The organism is Photorhabdus tasmaniensis (assembly GCF_011189505.1).
Classification (GTDB): domain Bacteria; phylum Pseudomonadota; class Gammaproteobacteria; order Enterobacterales; family Enterobacteriaceae; genus Photorhabdus; species Photorhabdus tasmaniensis.
On record NZ_PUJU01000026.1, the window covers coordinates 1 to 26093 of the forward strand.

The window sequence follows — 26093 nt, forward strand, 5'->3', positions numbered from 1 at the left end:
CCGGTAACAGCATGCTGCCTTCAGTGAACCGACAACGGGCTTGATTGTCCATCTTTCTTTCGTCTTATGTAGTAGGCGTGCCGAACAAAGCAACAACATTGATAATCCTGATTAAACAAATGCAGGGCGTCTCTCCTGCTCAGTCATCAATAAATTTATATAATAAATAATGTTGTCCGTTTAATATTCAGACAAAAAGATATAACAAAAAATCGGCTATGTCTTGATTACCCGGAGAATTAATCACCAGCGAATGTCATAAAATGTGATTTAGATCACAAAATATGCCGATAATCTCACTGGAAACCGGTTTTATATTAGCTAAATCACTAAAGCTTTATTCAACCTAGTTACCTTGCCCGGTTGATAGGCCTGGTATTAATCACCAGAGAAGATTAACACTGTATTTTTTATGATATTGAACAAAATCAGCTCTTATTATGGTCTTCCCCTGTATTACAAGAAGATAGCGTTGCTAGTCGCAACGCTTTGTTATTCTTATCGGTGGATGACGGGGATATACCGTGTAGCAGGGGTCAAAATGGCACCTCGGTGGGCGCTCAGACCGGCTTAATGAGAAAAAATGAACACCGTATTTTTCATCATGAAAAAAACCATTATTTCGAATGAGGTTTGTCAGCGGTCTGAAAGGAACCCATCAGGGTTCCTTTCTTAATGAAACAAAATCATACCTTTACATTATCAATCCGGCTGTAACGTTTGCCATCCGGGCTGACAGAACGAATCAACACATTTCCTTTTACCTTCGGACATTTGTGATTGTCATAAATTTTCCAGCTATTACCACCATCAGTTGAGTACTGAATAACCAACCCTGGCAAAGCAATATTGGCCTTCAGAACACCGCGTTTTACCTTAGCTCCAGGTACCGGTAAACGGTAAGCAATTCCTGCCCTATCCAGTTTAACAAGCTCACGCTGCCCTATCAGGTTAGCAAACTGTATCCAGTCACGATTCAGTGCATCTATATCAACTTTATGCGTTTCTCCTCGCTTATATTCCTGGCCTGGAACATAATCTTGTTCCCAACCAGCCCGGTGCCATGCCCGTTCTGCCAGCGGTAATAAGCGAGGATAAATCATATATTCCATCTGCTCATCGGTACGAACAGTTTCACTCCATGCTTGCCCTGATAGCCCATAAGCGCCCGGCCACGGTTTGTCACTTTTCGCATAGAAGGCATTACCATCACGGTCAACGGATGTTTCAGCATTTTGCGGCATATTATTTGGCGCAAAACTAAAGATTTTGGCTTCATCATTAAAACGGGTTGCCCAATAGTAGCCACGTTCCTGCGGATGAACTTCATATGGCATATCCAGATAAACATAATCCGGGTTGGATATAACCACTTCATAGCCCTTGTTCGCCCAATCATTGACTGAATCAAAGCCACCCCAGTAGAGAGTATCCCAGAAATTTACACCCACGCGTTTGGTCGCAAAATCTTTAGCGCTGTCAGCATGTTTAAGACCATCCTGCCACGCCTGCATCTTCTCGATACCATTAGCATTCACAATTTTGCTCACTTCAATGGCGAAGTAGCTGGCAAGATGCTCAATATCTTTCACCACGCCCTGCTCCACCAACTTTTGGCAAACCTCAGACTTAGCCCACGGCTTATCTTCTATACTCTTATCAATGATGCCTTTACCCGGTACTATAGGGCCATTCTTATCTTGGAACCCTTCTCCCAGACGAATATTCTTCGCTTCATCACCACCGAAATGCCAGGTTTCCAATGGCAAGCCCGCCTCTCTATGCATAGCGGCAATTTCACCAATGACTTTCTCAACAAAGCGTTTTGAAGAATCCATACACGGATTCAAATAACTGCGGCGATCATAGAACTGGACAGAAGTTGCCCTGGTGGTATCCGTTGGGTCCAGCAAGCGGTATTCATTCGCCCCTTTCACATCATCCCGAGCGATTAACTTTTTATAGCGTGCCTCCATAGAAACCACCGCAGCCCGGGCATGAGCCGGCATATCAATTTCGGGAATAACGTCAATATAGCGGGCTTTGGCATATTTCAGAATGTCGATGTAGTCCTGACGGCTGAAAAATCCACTCCCCATATTGTTGTTATCAGGACCAGACCCCAGTTGTGGCAACAAGCATTTGGTTTCACTCAAATCATGACAACGCTGGCTACCAACTTCCGTTAGCTCCGGTAATCCGGGAATTTCTAAACGCCAGCCTTCATCATCGCTCAGGTGGAAATGGAATTTATTCAGTTTGTAACTTGCCATTTGGTCAAGCAAACGCAGAACCGCCTGTTTACTGTGGAAATTACGCCCCACATCCAAGATAGCGCCACGATACTCAAAACGTGGAGTATCTTTTACCGTCAGAGTAGCAATCTTTCCGCTGCCATCGACAGGAATCAATGACAACAGAGATTGAAGACCGTAAAACACACCCGCTTGGTCAAAAGCAACAATTTGAGCGCCATTCTGGGTAACATTCAGGCGGTAAGCCCCTTTAACCTGCCATTCACCGGTAAAATCTGAAGAGACAATCTGAGTCGCAACCAGATAGCCACTATTCTCTAATTTAATGCCTTGATCGGTAAAACGTTTTCTGACAAGAATAACCGCCTCGTCATTCAAACCACCAAATTCCAGCCTTACTCCCCCAGATAAATCAGCATCCTCTGAATAAATCTGAATTTCTTTTGGCGTCGGGATTATTTGCCCACGTAATTTTTCTGGCTCGACTTTTTTAACCTGCAAATTCTTCACATAACGATTTTCAGGCGTCATCAGAATGTTGTTATCCGCTGTTGTGCGTTTCCATTGATCACCGGTGAAAACAGATAAAAATTGGCTCAGATCTTCTGTATCCGTATTTACAAGGATTTTAGGTTTCGCATCGCCTGACGTTGCATACCAGCGTGGCAAGAAGTCAGTGCTGTAAATCTGCCAGTACTCGCCGGTAATAGGCAGTTTTACCTGCTGATTCGCTTTAATACCGGTGAATTGCTCAGTTGGTTCCAGTTTATGTAAATCACCCGTGATACGCGTAATTTTAAACTGCTCATTATCAACACTCAGGATCTGGCGGATACTGTGGAAATAAATCGCCCAGTCAGATGAGTCAATGGCCTGATTACCATTGGTTAAAGTAATATCGACCCGATTACAAGTGGCCCAGTCCGCCCCCAATACCGCACAATTAACACCATGATCTCCAGCCTGATTATCAACAACCTTATAATTAACTTTCAATTGACTCAGTGAATCAACCAATTGCTGCGCTGTATTATTAGCATAGACAGACCCTATCAGGCCAACAGTCGCCGTTAGCGCCGCCAGTGTGCACAATTTAAATTTCTTCATTGTCGCCTCTTTCAAACACAAATGTTATGTAAGGTAAGCCACTGCCCAGAAATATAAAAACAGCGGCAACAAGCCATTAGAAGACAATAAATGGCATGATGATGTTGAATTTAATCTCTTTCTCATCCCGGAAAAATTCCAGACAAATCCTTGAAAACACACACTCTGGTCATAGATTGGATTAGTGCTGATTTTTGTACTCTGTGTAACCATAAAATTAATTATTTTTTAATTAAAATAAATCACGACCAAAAATGTGAATCTATCCGTAAAATAAAAATTTCAATTGAAAAAGAAAATTAAAATCATCTGATCAGCATACATACAGACTATTTTTCACATCACGAATGTTCAATGGTAAAAAAGGGATTTTTTACAAAACATGACAAAGAACACATTACAAGAAAAATATAATAATAGTTATACATTGCATTGATATTAAAACAAAAAACAATACAACCATAAAAACTTAACAATATAAAGTACACATTAAAAAATAGATTGATTAATATAAATGTTTTTCAACTAAAATAGATGCAAAATTATTTATCAATGATAATATTTTAGAGACTATCCTGGTAATCATAATTATTGTCAGCCGTTCCGGTGAATACCAACAGCGCGCAAAACTTGGGCGTACACGTAGTGCGTGAGGATCTTGCATAGGAAAAATATTATAAAATATAACAAATTAAGCAAAAATCCTATCATAATAGTTCGTAAACAAATCACCGGGATATTGCCAATAGGCTTTTTACCCCGGTTGGATAATTATCCGTTTTTAAATACAATCGACAAAATTCACCTCACATGTATCTAAACATAATAGTGCCATTCCTCTTAAGAAATAGCCTTAATTAATATATATCCTGCTAAATTCAAAGTTCTTCACGAACTGCCAGCCCCAAGTTTTGCAACATCGGTGCATTCTCACATGCAATATAGAATGCTTCATCAGTAATGCTGCTATTTGTATGTTGATGCCATGCCCATACAGGCACATATATTGCGTCACCCGCTTTCCATGAAACATGTTGTTCACCAATGAGTGAATACCCCTCACCATTGACGATATATATTATGGTTTCATAACTATGCCGGTGTTTACGCGTGGATTGCCCAGGCTGTAATCCCCCCAGAGTCATACTGAGAACTTTACTGGGTAAATTAACCATAGCGACCTTATGGCACCTTTCATTTGAGAAACTAATATCTTGACTGACTTCAGAATTCAATACATCTTCATGAATTAATTGAGCAGGATTATCTGCAATTAACTCTCCTGGAACTCTACCGAAATCGCCAGATGAAAAGAAAGTCTTTTTCATTATAATCACCTATAATATCACGTCTTATTTTACAATTTGCATTATCTGGCTATTTTAAAATAACATTCAAGATATTTTATCTTAAAAGTATTTTAATCACCGCTTCTGCTAAAAGTTTTTCATGTTCTACACCATGCTTATCTTGTTCCGATAATATTTCTTTTATTCGCTGATTGGTTATATGTCCGCAAGGTGTATTAGCCAACCATCGATGTTTCGTGATGACCAGTGTATTCATTCCGTAGGTACTCAGAAACAGGGCCGCTGCTGAACCAGAAGGACCGCAACCTACGATAAGAACATCCGCCTCAATCATAATATTGTTTTCCATCTTTAATTAGCATTAGTACCCTATTTCCGGGAAATCTTCGCTTATTTACCAATAATTCTATCCAGTATCGAACCTGCGTTGTCAGGCACCTTATCCCCTTTCCAAGCAATATATTGATCAGGTCGTACCAAAAGGAGCCTTGCCTGATATAATTGCCAAGCGTCGTAACCAGGAAGATCAATAACCTTCATCGGAATTTTACGTTGATATGCCTGATCTAATAGTTCGGATACATCTGTAAGATACTCTCCTACCCGAAGCAAATTAAATCCAGTGCCTAAAATATCAAACAGGGATATTCTTGCCCCAGGAACAGGCGTTATCCATAAGTGCGGCAATCGTCCTCCCGGCACATTACTCGGCTGGTAATTCAAAAAGTCATCATCCGGTATTGAGGCGCTGTTAATGATATGAGGAGAATTGTCGTATCGGGCGCCCAGTTCAACACCAATAGAGCTAAATTGACTGCGAAATGTCTTAAGCTCGGCACCTAATTTTTGGCGAGCCAAGTCACCGGCAGAATCTGCATTTTCCAGATTTTCAGGTATAGATAACGCGGATACCCGCTGAGTCAAAAAACGGGCGGCAGATGTATTTCTTAGTGCAATTGGACGACGCTCGCTTTCATAAGAATCCATTAACCCATTACCTGCCCAACCATTTATAGATGCGGCAATTTTCCAAGCTAAATTACTCGTATCGTCGATTCCGGTATTCATTCCGAAACCACCGGTAGGCGCAAATAAATGCGCAGAGTCACCTGCCAAATATATCCGACCGTCAGAAAACCGTTCTGCGACAAGAGCAACTCCACCTTTCCATAGCGAATTACCAAGGACAGACACTTCCATATCTGTACCTATCCCTACCTGCGCTATACGAATTAACTCCGCATCATCAATAGTCTGTCCAAGTTTACTCTGAGTCACAAATAAAAAATCATCTTTACCATCCAGACTGATAAATAACATTCTCAGCATGGGTGAGATAATATTATACATCCAGGCCGCTTTATCTTGTAATAATCCCCGGTAAATTCCAGGAACACGGATATAACTGGAAATCATGCCGCCAGTCAGAAAACCTGTCTTAGCTTCAACCGTTCCTCCATATGCAATACCCAGTTTGGATCGAACAAAACTTTGTCCTCCATCACATCCGATCATATAGGTTGCATGCCAGACTTCATCAAAATATTTTCCCTCAATATGCTCCGCATAAAGTTTTATTTCATCTTTATATTGGACAAAATCTTTAACACGCCAGCCATATCTTATTGTGATATTTGGACGACTGCTTGCATGTTGTAGCAAAAACTTTTCAACATAGGTTTGATTTACACGTAGTATCGGCTCTGGAACGGAATCTGTCGCAGCAGCATTTTGGACCCTGGACATTTTTTCCATTTCCGATGGCATATCAATACGCGCCAGCTCCCATGCATTAAGCTTGGTAAAATAGGCGATATCCAGAGGAAACTCTTTCGGCAATCCTAAATCACGAATAGACTGAGATATACCCAAACGACGATAATGTTCCATAGTACGGGCACTATGGGTATTGCCTTTAGGGTGTAACCGAGTCAATTCATCCAAATTAAAAATAATCGAACGAATACCATATAAATCCAGAAATAAAGCTAACATTAGGCCAACTGGCCCACCACCCACAATGGCAACTTGCGATACAGAAATATTTTCTGAAATCAAAATATACTCTCCTTAATAATTACTTATAAAAATAAATATTTTAGATTAAAGATACCAGTTGAAAAATTTTGTATATCTGTGAATTTTCGCCTTTCCCTCTTTCTTCATATAAAACAAAATAGTTATAATCATGCGCCATCAGTAATTCACTAAACACCGCCTCATTTCCCTGGCTACTAAACCCAACGAGTATCTTTCCCTGTGGATTCATATATTTCATTACCTCCTGAAGGAAACATTTATGTGTTATATACCCTGGATCATAAAACGCGTGATAAATTTGTTCCTGAAAAGAGTAGTTTTCAGGCACAAATAGAAAGTTAGAATTCCAAAAAATGACACCAAAACTTTCACCCTGTTCTAATGTGTAAAATAAATTTCCATATCTTACAGAAACGAAATTATTTACATTATGACGCATTACATTAAACAAGGTATTCTCTACCGCTTCCCCACTAATGTCAGAAGCAACAACCGGATAACATCCCTCCAGTGCCGCTGTAACAGCAGTAACTCCAGCACCACATCCTAATTCCCAAAAAGAGGTATTTTGAATATAAGGAATATTCTTAGTGAATATACCCGTGGACTGAAAATAAGTGGATGGGAACACATTTTTATGAATATTAGATAACCGCCACATACATTCAAACGCAGAGATATCGGAAGATTCAGCAAGGATCAATTTTTGTTTTATCGCTTCGACAGCAGGACCTTCATGAGAAACTTTGCTCACAATACTTCACCTTCTTTATAATCAATTCTAATTAGCCGATATATAGTTAACGATTTTTAAAATGCCATTGGGGAGTTGTTTATTCCTTTCATATTCCTCAAGAATTTTAGGGCGAGTATCCTTTAATCTACGTTTCAAAACCTTACCTGTTGCGCCGGTGGGAATTTGATCGAAGCTATTAACAACGATAATCGTATATTCTCTAATATAGTACTCCCTCCCGATTTTTTCCAACATTAGCTGAATAACTTGCTCTACAACAATATTTACATCCGAAGTTAATTTCTCATTTAATAAAATTAATATGACTAATTTCGTTTCTCTATTCTTGGCATGAGATAAATCCAATCCAATAATTATTGCATCATAGATACTTTCAATCGTCTGTATCGCTTCTTCAAGTTGAAGTGTATACAAAGAACCATTGGGGGTATTACTTAGCGCTAAACAGCGGCCAAGAAAATTACCCCTGCCTAACATGTCATCATTACGCAAAATGTCTATATCACACTCAGATGATAGTATCGTCATATTCATGCGGATTTATCCTGGTATTACTTTGATATAGTTCATTTAGCATCGCCATGCGAAAACGCACCATCTCTTCACCAACAGCAATAACGTCGGCCCTTCGGTGAGGATTTTCTTCAATCATTCGATCAATAATTTTCCTCATCACTATTGCATGATCTTCGTCCTCCTCAACATGGATTCTGAAGAAATATAATGCGTCGTCAGAAGCTTTTATTGATCGCAATGCATTTAAAATGGGACCATAAACCAGAGGTACAATTGCCTCAGCACCTAAACACAAAGCCGCCAGACCTCTTAGGGAATCATCACTCCGGCAATGGCGGAACATAGCGTCAATCAGTTGTTGAGTACTTTTAAGTATTGCGTCACTTTTAGGAACAGCATTGATAGCCACCATCGCCTTTTTATATAACTCTGCATGAGAGATCTTTGCAACATCAGTTCCTGTTAGCTCTTCCAGCAAATTATGAGAAAGCGACACAAAATCTTTTTGATCTACTAAACCTCCCATTAATAAACACAAATATCGGGTAAAATATTGTGAATAGTAATGGTGCTGAATCATGAACTTTCTCAGTAAACTCTGGTTGGCCTGCCCAGAACGACAAGCCACCAGAAATATATTCGAATTAAGTTCTTCCAGTAATTCTTTAGAAAAAACGTCTTCCCACAACGGCGATAAGAAATAACCGGTTTCTTTTTTAGGTTCGTTTTGAGTGTTGATAGCGAGTTCCATGATAAACCCTTTTAGTAACATTCAACTGATGAGATCTATGATATACAGGCTTTTATCAAGCCAAAGATATTAGCTCTGCGTTTATGCACTCATATAAATTTTTCAGTAGAGATTGCGGATTTAGATTCTGAAAAACATTTCTGCCAACACATAATCTGCTAGCCCCAGCTGAAATAGCAACTTTTGTATTATCGATCAATATTTTGTCAGCGGTTTTTTCTCCTAATATTTTGGTGTCCGGCGACGCTGATATAATCGGCATACCATTAATATGGAGAATGACACCAATGGATGGGCGAAAAGCGCCACGTAAAATTAACTTCTCTAATACCCCTTTATGTGCCAAAATAACACTAACATAGTTATTATTAATCCACGGCTCAACTACATATATATTCTGTAAACTAGGGATCGGCTTCATCGTTAATCCATGATCAATCGGCACGATCAAACCTTTATTTGAATTGGGAAATAACAATCTACTTTCTCTTAATTTTCTTCCAATATATCCCATGATCGTCACCTATTTTTCGATGATTGACTCGTTTGTTCCCCGCAAACTCTGCTTCAATTAACCGAATTTGCATTCTTTTAGGTACTTCATCAATGAAAGCTGAGAAATCATTTGGATATAAAATTATATCACTATAAAAAGAATTTATTACTCTGATGAAAATGCTGCCATCTGGCCTTTGATCTGACAGCTTTTCTGTATCAAACCAAATCACTGGCCCATTTAAAGCTTCACGTTTAGAACTTTTATTTTTACTTGGATTGTTTAATCTGACAGATGTTCTCTTGGTAACTATTTCGGCTGTTTCAAAATTGTCGGATGGGATAGTGACTGCTTCCTTTTTCATGCTAATTATATTTTTGTTCATATTCATAACCCCCTAAAAAATAAATAATATTTTTTCACTTGGTAATTTCTCTTAATTAATATCAACTTATTATTTTCATATCCTATTTTTTTCGTATCTATGAAATATCCAGACTGCAATTTTTTATTTCATAACCTCAAGAATCAGTATAGTGATATTTCGCAAAATATATTGTTTATTATTTTTCTAAAATAGATAAATGTGTAAAAAAACCACACTCTGCTCATAAGTACAATAGATAATGGCAATGTTTATCCTAATAATGAAATAAAACTCGGCTAATTAACAGATAATCAATATTCAATAGTTATGTAATTAATGTCAGCTCTTTGAGTTTCATTGCCAATCCATTTTTCTGCTACCGAAGGACTGTTATCTATATTATTAATATAATTAGTGAATGGGAAAGTTATTACTTTGAATATATTATTTTTATTTACTTTCGCTGTGGGATTTTACTTTCCCCAACGAAATATGCGTTTGCAAATAAAAAAAGGTCCAACATGGGAATAGCAATATTTAGAAAAAAAACTGCACCTCAACTGTTGACCTCATGTCCAACTCGTTGGGTACAGTTCATTATCTCAATTAATCCTGAGAAATTTTTGCCCAGGTATCACGCAGACCAACAGTACGGTTAAATACCAGGCTTTCTGCACTGGAATAACCACTATCAGCACAGAAATAACCTTCACGCTCAAACTGATACGTTTTTTCTGACTTGGCATTCACTAAACTTGGCTCAACAAAGCCCTGACGGACCACCAGTGATTCGGGGTTAATTGTCGCCAAAAAATCATCCTCTGCACCGGGATTTGGTACGCTGAATAGACGATCATACAGACGGAATTCAGCAGGAACAGCCTGAGACGCACTGATCCAATGAATAACACCTTTCACTTTACGTCCATCTGCCGGATCTTTATTCAGCGTCTGTTCATCATAGCTGCAATAGATTACCGTGATATTGCCGTCAGCATCTTTTTCAACACGCTCTGCTTTGATGATATAAGCGTTACGCAGACGAACTTCTTTACCCAAAACTAAGCGTTTATATTGACGGTTAGCTTCTTCACGGAAGTCTGCCCGGTCAATATAGATCTCACGGCTGAATGGCACTTCACGGCTACCCATCTCCGGTTTATTCGGATGATTAGGCATATTCAGCATCTGCTCCCCTTCCGACCGGTTTTCGATCACCAGCTTGACCGGATCGAGTACAGCCATTGCACGAGGGGCATTTTCGTTCAGATCATCACGAATACAGGACTCCAATGCCGCTATCTCCACATTGTTGTCCTGCTTGGTGACACCAATACGACGGCAGAATTCACGAATAGAAGCAGCAGTATAACCACGACGACGCAAACCTGAGATAGTCGGCATCCGTGGATCATCCCAACCTTCAACAATCTTGTCGGTCACCAATAGGTTCAGCTTACGCTTGGACATAATCGTGTATTCAAGATTCAGACGCGAGAATTCATACTGACGCGGATGACAATCGATGGTGATGTTATCCAGCACCCAGTCGTACAAACGACGATTATCCTGGAATTCCAGTGTACACAACGAATGTGTAATCCCTTCCAGCGCATCAGAAATACAGTGAGTAAAATCGTACATCGGGTAGATGCACCATTTGTTACCAGACTGATGATGCTCGGCAAATTTAATACGGTACAAAACCGGATCGCGCATCACAATAAAAGGTGATGCCATATCAATTTTGGCGCGCAGGCAGGCTTTACCCTCGCTGAATTCACCAGCACGCATTTTTTCAAACAGTGCCAGGTTTTCATCAATACTACGGTTACGATACGGGCTGTCTTTACCTGGCTCTTTCAATGTGCCACGATATTCGCGGATCTCTTCCGGGCACAATTGATCAACATAAGCCAAGCCTTTATTGATCAATTCAATAGCATACTGATACAGCGTGTCAAAATAATTAGAAGAGTAGCGAATATCACCACTCCACTCGAAACCTAACCACTGAACGTCATTTTTAATAGAATCAACGTACTCAACATCTTCCTTAACCGGATTGGTATCGTCAAAACGCAGATTGCACTGGCCCTGATAGTCCTCTGCAATCCCAAAGTTCAGGCAGATAGATTTTGCATGACCAATATGCAGATAACCATTGGGTTCAGGCGGGAAGCGAGTATGTACGGATGTATGTTTACCAATTGCCAAATCTTCATCAATTATTTGACGAATAAAGTTTGTCGGGCGGGCATCTGCCTCACTCATTGTTTTATACCTCAATAATGCCAAAAGCGCGTCACATAACCGCCTATAATCCAACAAGCAGTGCTGAGAAACAACCGTTTGTTACTGCCAAATGGCGATTCAGAGCAAAGTTAAAGCGAAAAACGGGAAAAGTGGCGCTCTTCCCGTTTTTCATTTTATTGAAAATTTTTTATCAACTTTTACGAATTTGTCTATTGTTTATCTCAGCACATCAAATAATTTTGTCTGTCCTGCTTTTACTTGACCTTTTGCCAAAATATTAACACCAATATAGCCATCAATATTGCTGACGATCACCGGGCTAATCATAGATTTGGCATTAGCATTCAGATAATCAAGATCCAAGTTCAATACAGGTTCCCCCACTTTTACAATTGTGCCTTCATTCACCAACCGTTTAAAACCTTTACCGTTAAGGGAAATCGTATCTATACCTAAATGTACAATCAGTTCCACACCTTCATCAGTCTCAATACAGAAAGCGTGATTAGTGTCGAAAATTTTCACGATCGTACCAGACACTGGCGCAAGCACAGTATTTGATGTTGGTTTGATAGCAATACCATCACCAACAATTTTACTGGAGAAGGCTTCATCAGGTACGTCTGCCAAATCGACTAACTCACCACTGACCGGAGCAATCAGAGTGAGCAGGATTTTACGTTCACCTTCAAGCTTCGCTTTCTGTGCCGTCTGATGTTGATAGCTTGCTGTCGCAGCAGCAACCGGACCTTTTGCCAGCACATCACGCATAGCACTGGCAATCAGTTCTGCACGAGTACCAACAATAACCTGCACACTCTGTTTATTCAGGCGGATAATACCGGAAGCACCCAGACGTTTAACCAGATTGTCATTGACCTGATCGACATTTTTTACCGACAGACGCAGACGAGTAATACAAGCATCAATCGCAGTCAGGTTATCTGAACCCCCCACTGCGGCAAGATATTGATGAGCTTCATTGTGGATGTTATTCGCTGTTGCTTTACCATTTTTGTCCACATCAATATCATAGCCATCAATTTCACCATCAGCAGCCAATTCACGCCCTAGTGTCATCAGGTTGAATTTTTTGATAGTAAAGCTGAATACCACATAGTACAGGCAGAAAAATACCAGACCTTGCGGGATCAACATGTACCAATGTGTTGCCAATGGGTTACGGGAAGAGAGGACCATATCCACCAAACCGGCACTGAAACCAAAACCCGCAATCCACTGCATTGTTGCTGCAATAAACACTGAAATACCGGTCAAGATCGCGTGCAGCACATAAAGCACTGGCGCAACAAACATGAAGGCGAACTCCAGAGGTTCAGTAATACCCGTGAAAAACGCAGCGAATGAACCCGCAATCATAATACCGGCAATTTTGGCCTTATTTTCGGGACGCGCGCAGCGATACATCGCTAATGCCGCACCCGGTAGACCAAACATCATAATAGGGAAAAAACCCGCCTGATAACGGCCAGTAATACCCACTGTTGCGCTACCATCGACTATGGATTTCTGACCACCGAGGAAATTAGGGATATCGTTGATACCCGCAACATCAAACCAGAATACCGAGTTCAGTGCATGATGCAGGCCAACAGGAATCAGCAAGCGGTTAAAGAAGGCATAAATACCGGCACCTGTAGCGCCGAGATCTTTAATACTTTCACCGAAAGTGACCAGTGCATTATAAACCACCGGCCACACATACATCAGGATGAAAGCAACCAGAATCATCAGGAAAGAGATCAAGATGGGCACCAAACGACGACCGCTGAAGAATGACAATGCTTTCGGCAGTTCAACACGACTAAAGCGGTTATACAGTTCAGCAGACACAACACCAACTAAAATACCAACAAATTGGTTATCAATTTTACTAAAGGCTTTTGGTATGTCGTCAACCGGAATACCCTGGATCATCGATACCGCTGCCGGAGAACAAAGTGTCGTTACGACTAAAAAACCGACAAAACCTGTCAGTGCTGCCGCACCATCCTTATCTTTAGACATGCCATAAGCCACACCAATAGCAAATAACATTGGCATGTTCTTAATAATGGCTTCACCAGATTTAATCAGCAAAGCTGCCAGTGCATTATCTGCTCCCCAACCTACCGGATCGATCCAGTAACCTATCCCCATTAGTATTGCAGCAGCAGGCAGTGTGGCTACCGGTACCATTAATGCTCGCCCCACTCTTTGCAAATAACTCAGAATATTCACCTTGCTCCCCCTTATATCCTCAATTACCAGAGTCTCTTACTGCGTTATGACTACATTATTATCAAAGTAAGCAATAAGGACATTTATTCTACAATTTCAGTGTAGAAAATTTATTTTTCGTCGCAAATTAATTCCTCATTATATGTGATGAAAATCACCATAAACACCAAGAATTTGGTCAAAATGCTAGCTAACACACAAATCTTATTTTATCATTTAAAATATCATAACGTGCAGAGTGTCTCTGCCAATGAAAATGATTTAGTATTCAGGTTATAGAAGATTAATTAAGAGAATAATGTATAACTCTATTTTAACTATGATAATTTATTGTTTTAAGAGGTAATTATGAGACTAATCCCCCTAACGAATGCAAGTGATGTCGGTAAATGGTCTGCACACTATATCGTTAGCAAAATCAATGCATTTAACCCAACCGCAGAGTGCCCTTTCGTTTTGGGACTACCAACCGGCAGCACACCACTAGCGACTTACAAGGAATTGATTACTCTGCACAAAGCAGGAAAAGTCAGTTTTAAACATGTCGTTACATTCAATATGGATGAATATGTCGGCATCCCCGAAAATCATCCGCAAAGTTACCATAGTTTTATGCACCATAACTTCTTTGATCACATTGATATTGCAAAAGAAAATATCAATCTGCTCAATGGTAATGCCGCTGATATTGATGCAGAATGCCAACGTTATGAAGACAAAATTAAGTCTTATGGTCAGATTCATCTGTTTATGGGGGGTGTGGGTAATGACGGCCATATTGCATTTAATGAACCAGCATCATCCTTGACTTCCCGCACCCGTATCAAGACGTTGACTGTAGAAACCCGAACGGCCAACTCCCGCTTCTTTGATAATGATATTAATCAGGTGCCTAAATACGCCTTAACTGTAGGTGTAGGCACCTTGATGGATGCCGAAAACATTATGATCCTGGCTACCGGTTTGAATAAAGCCTTGGCAATCCAAGCAGCTATTGAAGGCAATATCAACCATATGTGGACCGTAAGCTGCCTGCAAATGCACCCTAAATCCATCATTGTCTGTGACGAACCTGCAACAATGGAATTGAAAGTAAAAACGGTTAAGTACTTCCATCAATTGGAAGCAGACATTATCGACATATTTGCCAGCAAAAAATAAGGATCCGCACAGCCTGAGACTGATCTCAGACGGATTATCATCATTATTTTCAATCATCATCTCCAGATCCCATAGGAGGCTAAGATGTATGCTTTAACCAACTGCATTATATATACCGGTCATGACAGGCTGGATAATCATGCTGTTATCATTGATGGCGACTTAATTAAACAAGTTTGCCCAATACAAGAGTTACCCGAACAGATTGAAAAACGTAATCTGAATGGAGCAATTCTTTCTCCCGGCTTTATTGACCTGCAAGTCAACGGTTGTGGTGGTGTTCAATTTAATGAGCGGCTAGAAGATATTGCAGAAAAAACGCTGGATATCATGCAAAAAGCCAATGAACGCTCTGGCTGTACTAGCTACTTGCCGACTCTGATTACCAGTACAGATGAATTGATGATAGCCTCCGTTGAGGCAATGCGTATTTATCTAAAGCATAATAAGTTTCAGGCTTTGGGCCTGCATCTGGAAGGGCCTTACCTCAATCCGGTAAAAAAAGGCACTCACAATCCAGAAATTATCCGTAAACCTACACCTGAAATGATAAATTTCCTGTGCGATAACGCGGATGTCATTACCAAGCTAACTCTCGCACCAGAAATGGTGGAACAGAAATACATTCACCAGCTGATCGAATCAGGGATTGTGGTTTCTGCCGGTCATTCCAATGCCAGTTATGAAGAAGCCCGACTGGGATTCCGGAATGGCATAACCCTCTCAACCCATCTCTATAATGCGATGCCATATATTTCTGGTCGCCAGCCTGGCCTGATGGGCGCTATCTTTGATACACCCGAAGTTTACGCAGGCATTATTCCCGATGGTTTGCATGTTTCATGGCCAAATATTCGCAATGCGAAGCGTCTGAAAAAAGATAAGTTGATTCTGGTAACGGATGCCATACTTCCCGCCGGGATGGATACTTCTACCAATAAAATGGAGCATTTCACCTTTGCCGGTAAAACCATATACTATCGGGACGGATTATGTGTCGATGAAAATGGCACGTTAAGTGGCTCTTCTATCACTATGATAGACGCCGTTAAAAATAGCGTTGAACATGTTGGTATTGCTCTGGATGAAACACTGAGGATGGCAACACTCTACCCAGCCCGTGCAATTGGTGTTGATCAATATCTTGGCACTATTGAAGCCGGTAAAATTGCTAACCTCACCGTTCTCAGTCACGACTTTGAAATCTGCAAGACCATTGTTAACGGAAAAGAAACTGATATCTAATGGACAAAATAACCGATGAGTTATAGCAGCACACAAAAGCAAATTGGTAATATTGACCTTGTGAAGCAACTTAACGGCGCTGTGGTATACCGGTTAATTGATCAACAAGGACCGATATCCCGGATTCAAATTGCAGAGCAAAGTCAACTTGCACCCGCCAGCGTAACTAAAATTACTCGTCAGCTACTTGAGCGCGGCCTGATTAAAGAAGTCGATCAACAAGCCTCTACCGGAGGCCGCCGCGCAATTTCAATCGTTACAGAAAATCGTCATTTCCATACTATCGGTGTCCGCCTTGGCCGCCATGATGCCACTCTCGCTCTTTATGACATGAGTGGCAAAGCATTGGTTGAAGAGCATTATCCATTGCCTGAAGCCACTCAGCAAAAAGTCGAAAACCAGCTTATCCGCGCAATAGAAAACTTTATTCAACAAAATCAGCGCAGGATCCGCGAATTAATCGCTATTTCAGTTATCTTGCCGGGATTGGTTGACCCAGATACCGGTATCGTCCGTTATATGCCTCATATTAAAGTGACTAACTGGACTCTAGTCGATAACCTGAAAAAATATTTCAACATGACCTGTTTCGTTGGTCATGATATCCGCAGTCTAGCCCTGGCTGAACGCTATTTTGGTGCCACCCGTGATTGTGAAGACTCAATATTGGTACGTATCCATCGGGGTGCAGGTGCCGGGGTAATTATAAACAGCCAGATATTCCTCAATAATAGAGGGAATTTAGGTGAAATTGGTCATATTCAAATTGATCCGCTCGGTGAGCGTTGTCATTGTGGCAATTTTGGTTGTCTGGAAACTATCGCCTCCAACTCAGCAATTGAAGCACGCGTTCAGCATCAATTAAAGCAAGGTTTTCCAAGCCAGCTAACATTGAATAACTGCAATATCAGAGCCATCTGCCAGGCCGCCAATCAGCATGATCCATTAGCATCTGAAGTGATAAAAAATGTCGGTCATTATCTTGGCAAAGCCATTTCTATCGCCATTAATTTATTTAACCCACAGAAAGTTGTGCTGGCGGGAGAAATTACTGAAGCGCAAAATGTGCTCTTACCCGCTATTCAAAGTTGTATCAATACTCAGGTTTTAAAAGAATTTCGCGAAGATCTGCCAATCGTTGTGTCTGAACTAGTTCACTGTTCCGCTATTGGTGCCTTCGCTCTGACCAAACGTGCTATGCTTAATGGTGTCCTGTTACAACGCTTACTCGAAGGGTAATATTCATTTTTTGTTGGTTTTACCATCAAAATGATTATAAGCCAAACAAACAAGCGACCTTAAGCAGATTTCAAGAAAAAAGCAGTTGACGCATTTAGCTGATATACGCATAATGCGCCCCGCAACGCCGATGAAGGTAATGCAAAAAGATGGCTACGTAGCTCAGCTGGTTAGAGCACAGCACTCATAATGCTGGGGTCACAGGTTCGATTCCCGTCGTAGCCACCATCTTTGCGGGAGTGGCGAAATTGGTAGACGCACCAGATTTAGGTTCTGGCGCCGCAAGGTGTGCGAGTTCAAGTCTCGCCTTCCGCACCATTCTTTCATCAGGTTGTCATTATTCAGATGGGGTATCGCCAAGCGGTAAGGCACCAGGTTTTGATCCTGGCATACCCAGGTTCGAATCCTGGTACCCCAGCCATCATTCTGATAAAACAACACGTTGTACAGTGATTACTTTCAGTTGGGGTATCGCCAAGCGGTAAGGCACCAGGTTTTGATCCTGGCATACCCAGGTTCGAATCCTGGTACCCCAGCCATTAGCTGAATGTCATTCACTGGTATTTTACGATAAAGTCTCTTTCGTCGTGAAATGGCTACGTAGCTCAGCTGGTTAGAGCACAGCACTCATAATGCTGGGGTCACAGGTTCGATTCCCGTCGTAGCCACCATTTAATTGGGGTATCGCCAAGCGGTAAGGCACTGGATTCTGATTCCAGCATTCCCAGGTTCAAATCCTGGTACCCCAGCCAGATTCAGAAAACCTGCTTTCGGGCAGGTTTTTGCTTTCCAAATCTTCTAATTTCCCCTTACTTACTACCTAGAAATGTATAAAAAAGAGTAAATTATCCACGCCATATATAGATTTACGACGTGTTTATGATCTACCAATGCCAATTCTATCGGTTACAATCCCAACGCATATTTAAGCGCCGCTTTTTTCATTACTCCAGCTCGTTGGGCTGCCATCAATGCCAGATTACGTGCAACTTTCAGCCCCGGTAACTCATTACTGAACACGGTGTAAAACAGATCCATTCCAGCCTGCATCATCAGGTTATCCGGCATTCTATAACGCTGATAGCGCATAAGTACTTCTAGTGAATCCCATTTTTCAGTTAATTCTCTGGCCTTCACCAAAACATTAAGCAACGTATCCACATCCCGATAACCAAGATTTACCCCCTGCCCTGCCAATGGATTAATGGTATGAGCCGCATCGCCCAACAATACTAATCCTTCACGCACATAACTGTTAGCGTGATGACGAGCCAAAGGAAATGAGCCGGCGGCCACAGGTGTCACTTTACCTAACCGCACAGGAAATGCCTGAAAAATCTCCTGCTCAAGTTGGGCCATTGGCATTGCCTGTAACTGCCGTATACGGGCCGGTTTGTCATACCACACCAGCGAAGCCCATTGGTCAAATAGCGGAAGAAATGCTCTTGGGCCAGAAGGGAAAAACTGCTGCCAGGTAATATCTTGCTGTGGCTGCTCGGTTTTTACTGTAATCAACATACAAGACTGTCTGTATTGCCAACCACGGCTACCAATCCCCGCCATTTGCCGAACCTGAGAACGAGCACCATCAGCCCCGGCAATCAAACAGGTATTCATTTCAGTTCCATTATCCAGAGTGACCAACCAGCCCGCTTTCTGCCGCTGCATTGATTGTAGTACCGCAGGGCATAGCAAAGTCAAATTAGGATATTTTTCAAACTGTTGCCACAGCGCCAGCTGCAAAATACGGTTTTCAACCATATAGCCTAATTCAGGCAGACCCAGACCTTGTGCATCAAATACCAAATTAGAATCGTTCTGCTCCCAAGTCTCCAATTTACGATACGGCGCACTGCGCATCTGCAATACCGCATCCCATGCACCGAGTTGTTTGAGCAAATCTACAGAAGCACAACTGATTGCCGATACGCGCACATCAGGATGACTCTGTGCATCATAAGATTGTGGTGGCTGATGATCCAACAAAGCAACTGTCCAACCTTCCTGCGCCAACCCCAATGCTGTCGCAGCACCGATCATGCCAGCACCAACCACCACTACATCAAAAGTCTGTTGTGAATTATTCATATCAGTCATGCTATTAACTCATTGATTGGCACAGTGTACCGGATTTTTAATCCTTCGGTAGAGAATATCCTGTTTAACAGTCTGGTCACTGCTCCCTCAAATGACTACAATATCCGACAACTTTAATGCCTAATACACAACTGCTTTTGCAGTGCAATAATCTCCTTAAGCACTGTAGAAAGCTCGGATGCACAAGAAAATGTCGACGATAAAAAAACTGTATATTAAAACTTGGGGCTGTCAGATGAATGAATATGATTCATCTAAAATGGCCGACCTGCTGGAAAGTACTCACGGTTATCAATTAACCGATGTCGCCGAAGAAGCAGACATTTTACTATTGAATACCTGTTCAATCCGTGAAAAAGCCCAAGAAAAAGTTTTCCATCAGTTAGGCCGCTGGAAAAATCTGAAAGATACCAATCCAGATATCATCATTGGTGTCGGTGGCTGCGTAGCTTCTCAGGAAGGTGATTTCATCCGTCAGCGCGCCCAGTGTGTAGATATTATTTTTGGGCCGCAGACACTGCACCGTTTACCTGAAATGATCAACCAGGTGAAAGGCACCCGCAGCCCGGTTGTTGATATCAGCTTCCCGGAAATTGAAAAATTTGACCGTCTGCCTGAACCGCGTGCTGAAGGTCCATCTGCATTCGTTTCTATTATGGAAGGTTGCAACAAATACTGTACTTTCTGTGTCGTACCTTATACCCGTGGTGAAGAAGTCAGCCGCCCGAGTGATGATGTTTTGTTTGAAATAGCCCAGCTTGCCGCACAGGGTGTACGTGAGGTTAATCTTCTCGGGCAGAACGTGAATGCTTATCGCGGTGCAACTTATGATGGTGATATCTGCTCTTTCGCTGAGTTAATCCGTTTGGTCGCGGCGATAGATGGTATTGACCGTATTCGTTTTACCACCAGCCACCCCATTGAATTTACAGACGATATTATTGCTGTTTATGAAGATATACCGGAATTGGTTAGTTTCCTGCATTTGCCGGTACAAAGTGGTTCTGATCGCATTCTGACACTGATGAAACGTGCGCACACAGCCCTTGAATATAAAAGTATTATCCGCAAACTGCGTAAAGCACGACCAGAGATCCTCATAAGCTCTGACTTTATCATCGGCTTCCCAGGTGAAACCCAGGACGACTTTGAGAAAACCATGAAATTGATCGCTGATGTCAATTTCGATATGAGCTACAGCTTCATCTATTCTGCCCGTCCAGGAACGCCAGCCGCAGATCTACCTGATGACGTCAGCGAAGAAGAGAAAAAACAGCGTCTTTATTTATTACAACAACGCATCAATCAACAAGCTATGAGCTACAGCCGTGCTATGTTAGGTAGTGTACAACGTATTCTAGTTGAAGGAACTTCCCGTAAAAATGTAATGGAACTTTCCGGCCGTACTGAAAATAATCGGGTCGTCAACTTTGAAGGCCAACCTGATATGATTGGCAAATTCGTTGATGTCGAAATTGTTGATGTCTACGCCAACTCACTACGCGGTAAAGTTATCCGTACCGAAGATCAGATGGATCTTCGTATACACGAATCACCTGAATCCGTCATAGCCCGTACCCGTAAAGAAAATGAAATCGGGGTCGGCACTTATCAGCCTTAAATATAGAGATACTCAGTGATTCAACAAACTCATTCACAAGTCGCAACCCAGGAAATTTTTCTCGAACCGGCCGACAATCAGCGCCTAATGGGCCTGTGTGGCCCGTTTGATGACAATTTGAAGCAGCTTGAACGCCGGCTGGGCATTGAAATCAGCCATCGTGACAACCGTTTTAAATTGATGGGCAAACCGTTAAGCGTTAGTGCCGCCACCAATATTCTACGCCATTTATATGTGCAAACGGCCCCTGTTCGTGGTGTTATCCCTGATATCAAACCAGAACAAATTCACCTGGCAATTACAGAGAGCCGGGTTCTGGAGGAAGCAGCCGAAAGCATACCTGAGTACGGCAAATCCGTTAATATTCGTACCAAACGTGGCATGGTAAAACCACGCACGCCCAATCAGGCACAGTATATTGCCAATATTCTCAACCATGATATTACGTTCGGAGTTGGCCCTGCCGGCACAGGCAAAACTTATTTGGCCGTTGCCGCTGCGGTTGATGCTCTGGAACATCAGGAAATCCGCCGTATCCTGCTAACCCGCCCGGCAGTAGAAGCGGGTGAAAAATTGGGTTTCCTGCCTGGCGACCTGAACCAGAAAGTCGATCCATACCTGCGCCCTCTCTACGACGCCTTGTTTGAAATGCTGGGTTTTGAAAAAGTTGAGAAGCTGATCGAACGTAACGTTATTGAAGTTGCCCCATTAGCTTATATGCGTGGACGGACGCTAAATGACGCGTTTATTATTCTGGATGAGAGCCAGAACACAACCATTGAGCAGATGAAGATGTTCCTAACCCGTATCGGCTTCAACTCCAAAGCGGTTGTCACTGGTGACGTTACGCAGATTGACCTGCCTCGTGGACAGAAGTCCGGCCTGCACCACGCGATTGAGGTTCTGTCTGAGGTCAGTGAATTGAGTTTTAACTTTTTTCACAGTGATGATGTTGTCCGTCACCCGGTTGTTGCCAAAGTAGTCATCGCTTATGAAGAGTGGGAAGCAACGGAGCAAAAACGTAAGCAGACACTCAGTGAACAACGCAAACAGGAAGCACAATGAGTTCAGTCATACTTGATTTACAAATTGCCTGTGAGAACTCACAACGTCTTCCTGAAGAAACCCTGTTCCAGCGCTGGCTGGATGGGGTGTTACCTCAATTTCAATCTGAAAGTGAGGTAACAATCCGCATTGTTGATGAAGTAGAAAGCCACGACTTAAATCTGACGTATCGCGGCAAAGATAAGCCAACAAATGTGCTATCTTTTCCATTTGAAGCCCCACCAGAGGTCGATTTACCCCTGCTTGGTGACCTGATTATCTGTCGTCAGGTCGTTGAAAAAGAAGCGGAGGAGCAACAAAAAACAGTAGAAGAACATTGGGCACATATGGTTGTGCACGGCTGCCTGCATCTGCTGGGCTATGACCATATCGAAGATGATGAAGCAGAAGAAATGGAATCTCTGGAAACAGAAATTATGCAAAAGCTAGGTTATGCTGATCCCTATCTTGCAGAAAAAGAGTAACCACTCTCACCATTTTTATGCTAAAAAATACCAACAATAACTTACTTTAATGGGAAATTTTCATTAAAACGCCATGAGCGACGACCATCCTTCAAGTAACGATAACCCTGGCCCTAAGAAAGGGTTTTTTACACTTCTTCTTAACCAGCTCTTTCACGGTGAGCCAAAAAGCCGTGATGAACTGGTGGAACTGATCCGTGACTCTGAACAAAACGATCTGATTGATCCTGATACCCGCGATATGCTCGAAGGGGTCATGGATATTTCTGATCAACGTGTCCGCGATATCATGATCCCCCGTTCCCAAATCGTTACCTTAAAACGTAATCAAACCCTGGACGAATGTCTGGATGTGATTATCGATTCGGCTCATTCACGTTTCCCGGTGATCAGCGAAGACAAAGATCACATTGAAGGGATTTTAATGGCAAAAGACTTATTGCCATTTATGCGCACCGATGCCCCACCATTTAGCATAGATAAAGTTCTGCGTCAGGCTGTCGTTGTACCTGAAAGTAAGCGGGTTGACCGTATGCTGAAAGAGTTCCGTTCTCTGCGTTATCATATGGCAATCGTCATTGATGAATTTGGTGGTGTATCGGGTCTGGTCACTATCGAAGATATTCTTGAACTGATCGTTGGTGAAATTGAAGACGAATACGATGAAGAAGAAGATGTCGATATTCGGGCTCTGAGCCGTCATACCTATACGGTGCGAGCACTAACTCAGATTGAAGACTTTAATGAAGCCTTTGGTACCCAATTCAGCGATGAGGAGGTGGATACTATTGGTGGTCTGGTTATGCAAGCATTCGGTCACTTACCCGCCAGAGGGGAATCTGTTGATATCAACGGTTATCTCTTTAAAGTTGCGATGTCCGATAGCCGGAGAATCATTCAGGTTCATGTTACGATACCAGACGATGCGCCAATGCCTAACCTCGAAGAAGAATAGGATCGGGATGAACAAAGTCTCATTATTAAATTGCCAGCGGCTTCGTGCTTTGCTGGCACTATCTTTCGGAGCCAGTGGAACACTGGCTTTTTCACCTTTTGGCTTCTGGCCTGCCGCTATTATCTCCTTATTTGGGCTGCAACTTCTGACGTTAAACAGAACAGTCCGGCAAGCAGCATTTATTGCTTTTTGCTGGGGGTTAGGTCTGTTTGGCACGGGGGTAAACTGGGTGTATGTCAGCATTGCCAATTTTGGTGGCATGCCAACCGCTGTTAATATTCTGCTGGTCATATTACTTGCAGCCTATCTCTCACTCTATCCTGCGTTATTTGCTGGCTTGCTCAACCGTTTTTTCGCAAAAACGAACGGGTTGAGACTCGCGGTAGCAGCGCCTGCATTATGGCAACTCACCGAATTCCTGCGTGGCTGGGTTCTGACCGGTTTTCCCTGGCTACAATTCGGCTACAGCCAATTAGATGGCCCAATGGAAGCCATCGCACCTATATTAGGTGTTGAAGCCATCACTTTCCTGTTAATGGCTGTCAGCGGGTTATTAGTTTTGGCTGTCACGCACCGAAAAATCGTCGCTGGTATTATCGCCATCGCCATTCTGCTATTACCATGGCCAATGCGCCATTATCAGTGGTACAACCTGTTGCCTGAAAAAGCCGTTGATGTGGCACTGGTTCAAGGAAATATCCCACAATCCCTAAAATGGGACCCAAAAATGCTCAGTGAAACCCTCGACATTTATATGGGTAACAGCCTGCCATACATCGGTAAAATACCGATAATCATCTGGCCGGAATCTGCCATTCCTTCACTGGAAAATTACCAACGTCATTTTCTGGCAAAATTGGATATGCTATTACGTAATCAGCACACCAGCCTTATTACCGGCATTGTTGATGAAAGAGCAGTCGGCAACAGCTATAAGACCTATAACAGTCTGATTGTCTTGGGTGATAAAATACCTTACCAATATCCCGCAACCATCCGCTACGATAAATATCATCTGGTGCCATTCGGTGAGTTTGTTCCTCTGGAATCTCTGCTTCGGCCTCTGGCTCCATTCTTCAATTTGCCAATGTCTTCATTCAGCCGTGGTAATTATACTCAACCCCAACTTTCTGTTGCCGGATATCATCTGACCGCCGCCATTTGTTATGAAATTATACTTGGTGAGCAAGTTCGTGCTAATTTCAAACCAGATACCGAATTCTTACTGACTGTTTCCAATGATGCCTGGTTTGGTCACTCAATCGGCCCCTGGCAGCATTTCCAGATGGCACGTATGCGTTCACTCGAATTAGGACGACCATTGTTGCGTGGTACAAATAATGGCATTACAGCCGTTATCGGCCCGGATGGGAAAGTGCAGGCAGCACTCCCACAATTTACCCGTAATGTCTTAGAAGCTAAGGTGACACCCGCAACCGGGATGACACCGTATGCACGTTGGGGTAACTGGCCTGTGTGGGGAGTCACAGCATTGTTTACCCTATTTGCACTGATCTATAACCGTCGGCAATCTTGATCCAAGTATCCATACAAACAATAAGGGAGCGAAATGACTCCCTTATGTCATGCAGCAACAAATATAGCGCGGTAGCCAAGGTCGATGAATTAACTTACAAATCAACCCTCGGTAAAGAGCTTATCGAACTCGTCAAGGTAAGAGCTTCCCAAATATACTTTGCCCAACCCCACCATTGATCCCCTCTGATACAATCTGGCATGGTTATTCTGTAATAACTCCAAACAACTGTCACTGATAGTTAACCATGCCAATCCTCAATGATTGATATTACACAAATAACCTGATTAAATGATTTATTGGCATTAATTTCAGCCCTCCTTATTACTTTGGCACGTTAATTGCCTTTATCTCTATGAATAAAAAGGAAAATACTTGTTTCACTAACAAAGAACGGGAAAATGCACCAAAAAGGTGATAATCACACACCCTGATTGTGCAAAATAAGTAGCATTGTTCATTTATAGTGCGAGACAGCTCCCGAAATAGAAACAATTCATTTTCATTAACTAACCCTTTTGTACTATTTTCTAACATTATATACACATATAACAGCAAATGATCCTTGGTTAAAAACAAATCACCAGAGAGACTTTTGCAAACACAATATCGC

Annotated in this window: 19 protein-coding genes, 6 tRNA genes and 2 pseudogenes; 14 read left to right on the forward strand and 13 right to left on the reverse strand. The window is 42.1% G+C overall.

What is annotated here, in order from left to right:
* Positions 1–686 precede the first annotated feature (686 nt).
* The 12 genes and pseudogenes from C5471_RS13115 to nagE form a co-directional block, all read right to left on the reverse strand.
* Positions 687–3362: a beta-N-acetylhexosaminidase gene (locus tag C5471_RS13115; RefSeq protein WP_133816203.1), complete on the reverse strand. Its 2676-nt coding sequence runs from the start codon at positions 3360–3362 to the stop codon at positions 687–689.
* An 878-nt stretch (positions 3363–4240) separates the two neighbouring features.
* Complete coding sequence (locus C5471_RS13120; protein ID WP_133816202.1) at positions 4241–4690, reverse strand: cupin domain-containing protein; 450 nt, start codon at positions 4688–4690, stop codon at positions 4241–4243.
* 76 nt (positions 4691–4766) lie between these two features.
* A complete protein-coding gene (locus C5471_RS13125) occupies positions 4767–5021 on the reverse strand; it encodes an FAD-dependent monooxygenase (protein WP_133816201.1) in 255 nt (84 codons plus the stop codon).
* A gap of 41 nt (positions 5022–5062) precedes the next feature.
* A complete protein-coding gene (locus C5471_RS13130; RefSeq protein WP_166295956.1) occupies positions 5063–6730 on the reverse strand; it encodes an FAD-dependent oxidoreductase in 1668 nt (555 codons plus the stop codon).
* 40 nt (positions 6731–6770) lie between these two features.
* Positions 6771–7466, reverse strand: a complete 696-nt coding sequence (locus C5471_RS13135; RefSeq protein WP_133816198.1) for a methyltransferase domain-containing protein — start codon at positions 7464–7466, stop codon at positions 6771–6773.
* Positions 7467–7493: 27 nt separating this feature from the next.
* Positions 7494–8003 (reverse strand): hypothetical protein, encoded by a 510-nt coding sequence (locus tag C5471_RS13140; RefSeq protein ID WP_133816197.1) that lies wholly within the window; start codon positions 8001–8003, stop codon positions 7494–7496.
* Complete coding sequence (locus C5471_RS13145) at positions 7978–8736, reverse strand: iron-containing redox enzyme family protein (RefSeq protein WP_166295960.1); 759 nt, start codon at positions 8734–8736, stop codon at positions 7978–7980. The genes C5471_RS13140 and C5471_RS13145 overlap by 26 nt, the downstream gene beginning before the upstream one ends.
* A gap of 55 nt (positions 8737–8791) precedes the next feature.
* Complete coding sequence (locus C5471_RS13150; RefSeq protein WP_133816195.1) at positions 8792–9250, reverse strand: beta/alpha barrel domain-containing protein; 459 nt, start codon at positions 9248–9250, stop codon at positions 8792–8794.
* Complete coding sequence (locus tag C5471_RS13155) at positions 9216–9617, reverse strand: hypothetical protein (protein ID WP_133816194.1); 402 nt, start codon at positions 9615–9617, stop codon at positions 9216–9218. The genes C5471_RS13150 and C5471_RS13155 overlap by 35 nt, the downstream gene beginning before the upstream one ends.
* A 588-nt stretch (positions 9618–10205) precedes the next feature.
* Entirely contained in the window at positions 10206–11873 is a 1668-nt protein-coding gene (gene glnS, locus C5471_RS13160) for a glutamine--tRNA ligase (protein WP_133816193.1), read from the reverse strand.
* A gap of 198 nt (positions 11874–12071) precedes the next feature.
* Positions 12072–12521: pseudogene (locus C5471_RS25315) on the reverse strand (glucose PTS transporter subunit IIA); the annotation flags it as partial.
* 65 nt (positions 12522–12586) lie between these two features.
* Positions 12587–14096: pseudogene (gene nagE / locus C5471_RS13165) on the reverse strand (N-acetylglucosamine-specific PTS transporter subunit IIBC); the annotation flags it as partial.
* A 348-nt stretch (positions 14097–14444) separates the two neighbouring features.
* Between nagE and nagB the strand changes: the two are divergent.
* The 9 genes from nagB to C5471_RS13210 all read left to right on the forward strand — a co-directional run bounded on the left by nagB (position 14445) and on the right by C5471_RS13210 (position 18493).
* Positions 14445–15257, forward strand: coding sequence for a glucosamine-6-phosphate deaminase (gene nagB, locus C5471_RS13170; RefSeq protein ID WP_133816191.1), 813 nt, complete (start codon positions 14445–14447; stop codon positions 15255–15257).
* Between the two features lie 84 nt (positions 15258–15341).
* Positions 15342–16502 carry an N-acetylglucosamine-6-phosphate deacetylase gene (gene nagA, locus C5471_RS13175; protein WP_133816190.1) on the forward strand — a complete coding sequence of 387 codons (1161 nt, stop codon included), beginning with the start codon at positions 15342–15344 and terminating at the stop codon, positions 16500–16502.
* Between the two features lie 15 nt (positions 16503–16517).
* Entirely contained in the window at positions 16518–17741 is a 1224-nt protein-coding gene (gene nagC, locus C5471_RS13180) for a DNA-binding transcriptional regulator NagC (RefSeq protein WP_133816189.1), read from the forward strand.
* A 151-nt stretch (positions 17742–17892) separates the two neighbouring features.
* Positions 17893–17969 (forward strand) — tRNA-Met (locus C5471_RS13185).
* Positions 17970–17974: 5 nt separating this feature from the next.
* Positions 17975–18059 (forward strand) — tRNA-Leu (locus C5471_RS13190).
* Between the two features lie 28 nt (positions 18060–18087).
* Positions 18088–18162: transfer RNA gene (locus C5471_RS13195), tRNA-Gln, on the forward strand.
* 43 nt (positions 18163–18205) lie between these two features.
* Positions 18206–18280: transfer RNA gene (locus C5471_RS13200), tRNA-Gln, on the forward strand.
* Between the two features lie 55 nt (positions 18281–18335).
* Positions 18336–18412: transfer RNA gene (locus C5471_RS13205), tRNA-Met, on the forward strand.
* A gap of 6 nt (positions 18413–18418) precedes the next feature.
* Positions 18419–18493 (forward strand) — tRNA-Gln (locus tag C5471_RS13210).
* A 154-nt stretch (positions 18494–18647) separates the two neighbouring features.
* On the opposite strand, the gene ubiF is transcribed toward C5471_RS13210, so the two are convergent.
* Positions 18648–19829, reverse strand: a complete 1182-nt coding sequence (ubiF, locus tag C5471_RS13215; RefSeq protein ID WP_207627332.1) for a 3-demethoxyubiquinol 3-hydroxylase — start codon at positions 19827–19829, stop codon at positions 18648–18650.
* A 199-nt stretch (positions 19830–20028) separates the two neighbouring features.
* On the opposite strand from ubiF, the gene miaB reads away from it, so the two are divergent.
* The 5 genes from miaB (at position 20029) to lnt (ending at position 25480) form a co-directional block, all read left to right on the forward strand.
* Entirely contained in the window at positions 20029–21459 is a 1431-nt protein-coding gene (gene miaB, locus C5471_RS13220; protein WP_133816187.1) for a tRNA (N6-isopentenyl adenosine(37)-C2)-methylthiotransferase MiaB, read from the forward strand.
* Between the two features lie 87 nt (positions 21460–21546).
* Entirely contained in the window at positions 21547–22524 is a 978-nt protein-coding gene (locus tag C5471_RS13225; protein ID WP_207627333.1) for a PhoH family protein, read from the forward strand.
* Complete coding sequence (ybeY, locus tag C5471_RS13230) at positions 22521–22988, forward strand: rRNA maturation RNase YbeY (RefSeq protein WP_133816186.1); 468 nt, start codon at positions 22521–22523, stop codon at positions 22986–22988. The genes C5471_RS13225 and ybeY overlap by 4 nt, the downstream gene beginning before the upstream one ends.
* Positions 22989–23061: 73 nt before the next feature.
* Positions 23062–23943: a CNNM family magnesium/cobalt transport protein CorC gene (gene corC / locus C5471_RS13235; RefSeq protein WP_021323053.1), complete on the forward strand. Its 882-nt coding sequence runs from the start codon at positions 23062–23064 to the stop codon at positions 23941–23943.
* Between the two features lie 7 nt (positions 23944–23950).
* The gene (lnt, locus tag C5471_RS13240) at positions 23951–25480 is read left to right on the forward strand and encodes an apolipoprotein N-acyltransferase (protein WP_133816185.1); all 1530 of its coding nucleotides are present in this window, start codon (positions 23951–23953) and stop codon (positions 25478–25480) included.
* The last annotated feature ends 613 nt before the right edge of the window (positions 25481–26093 follow it).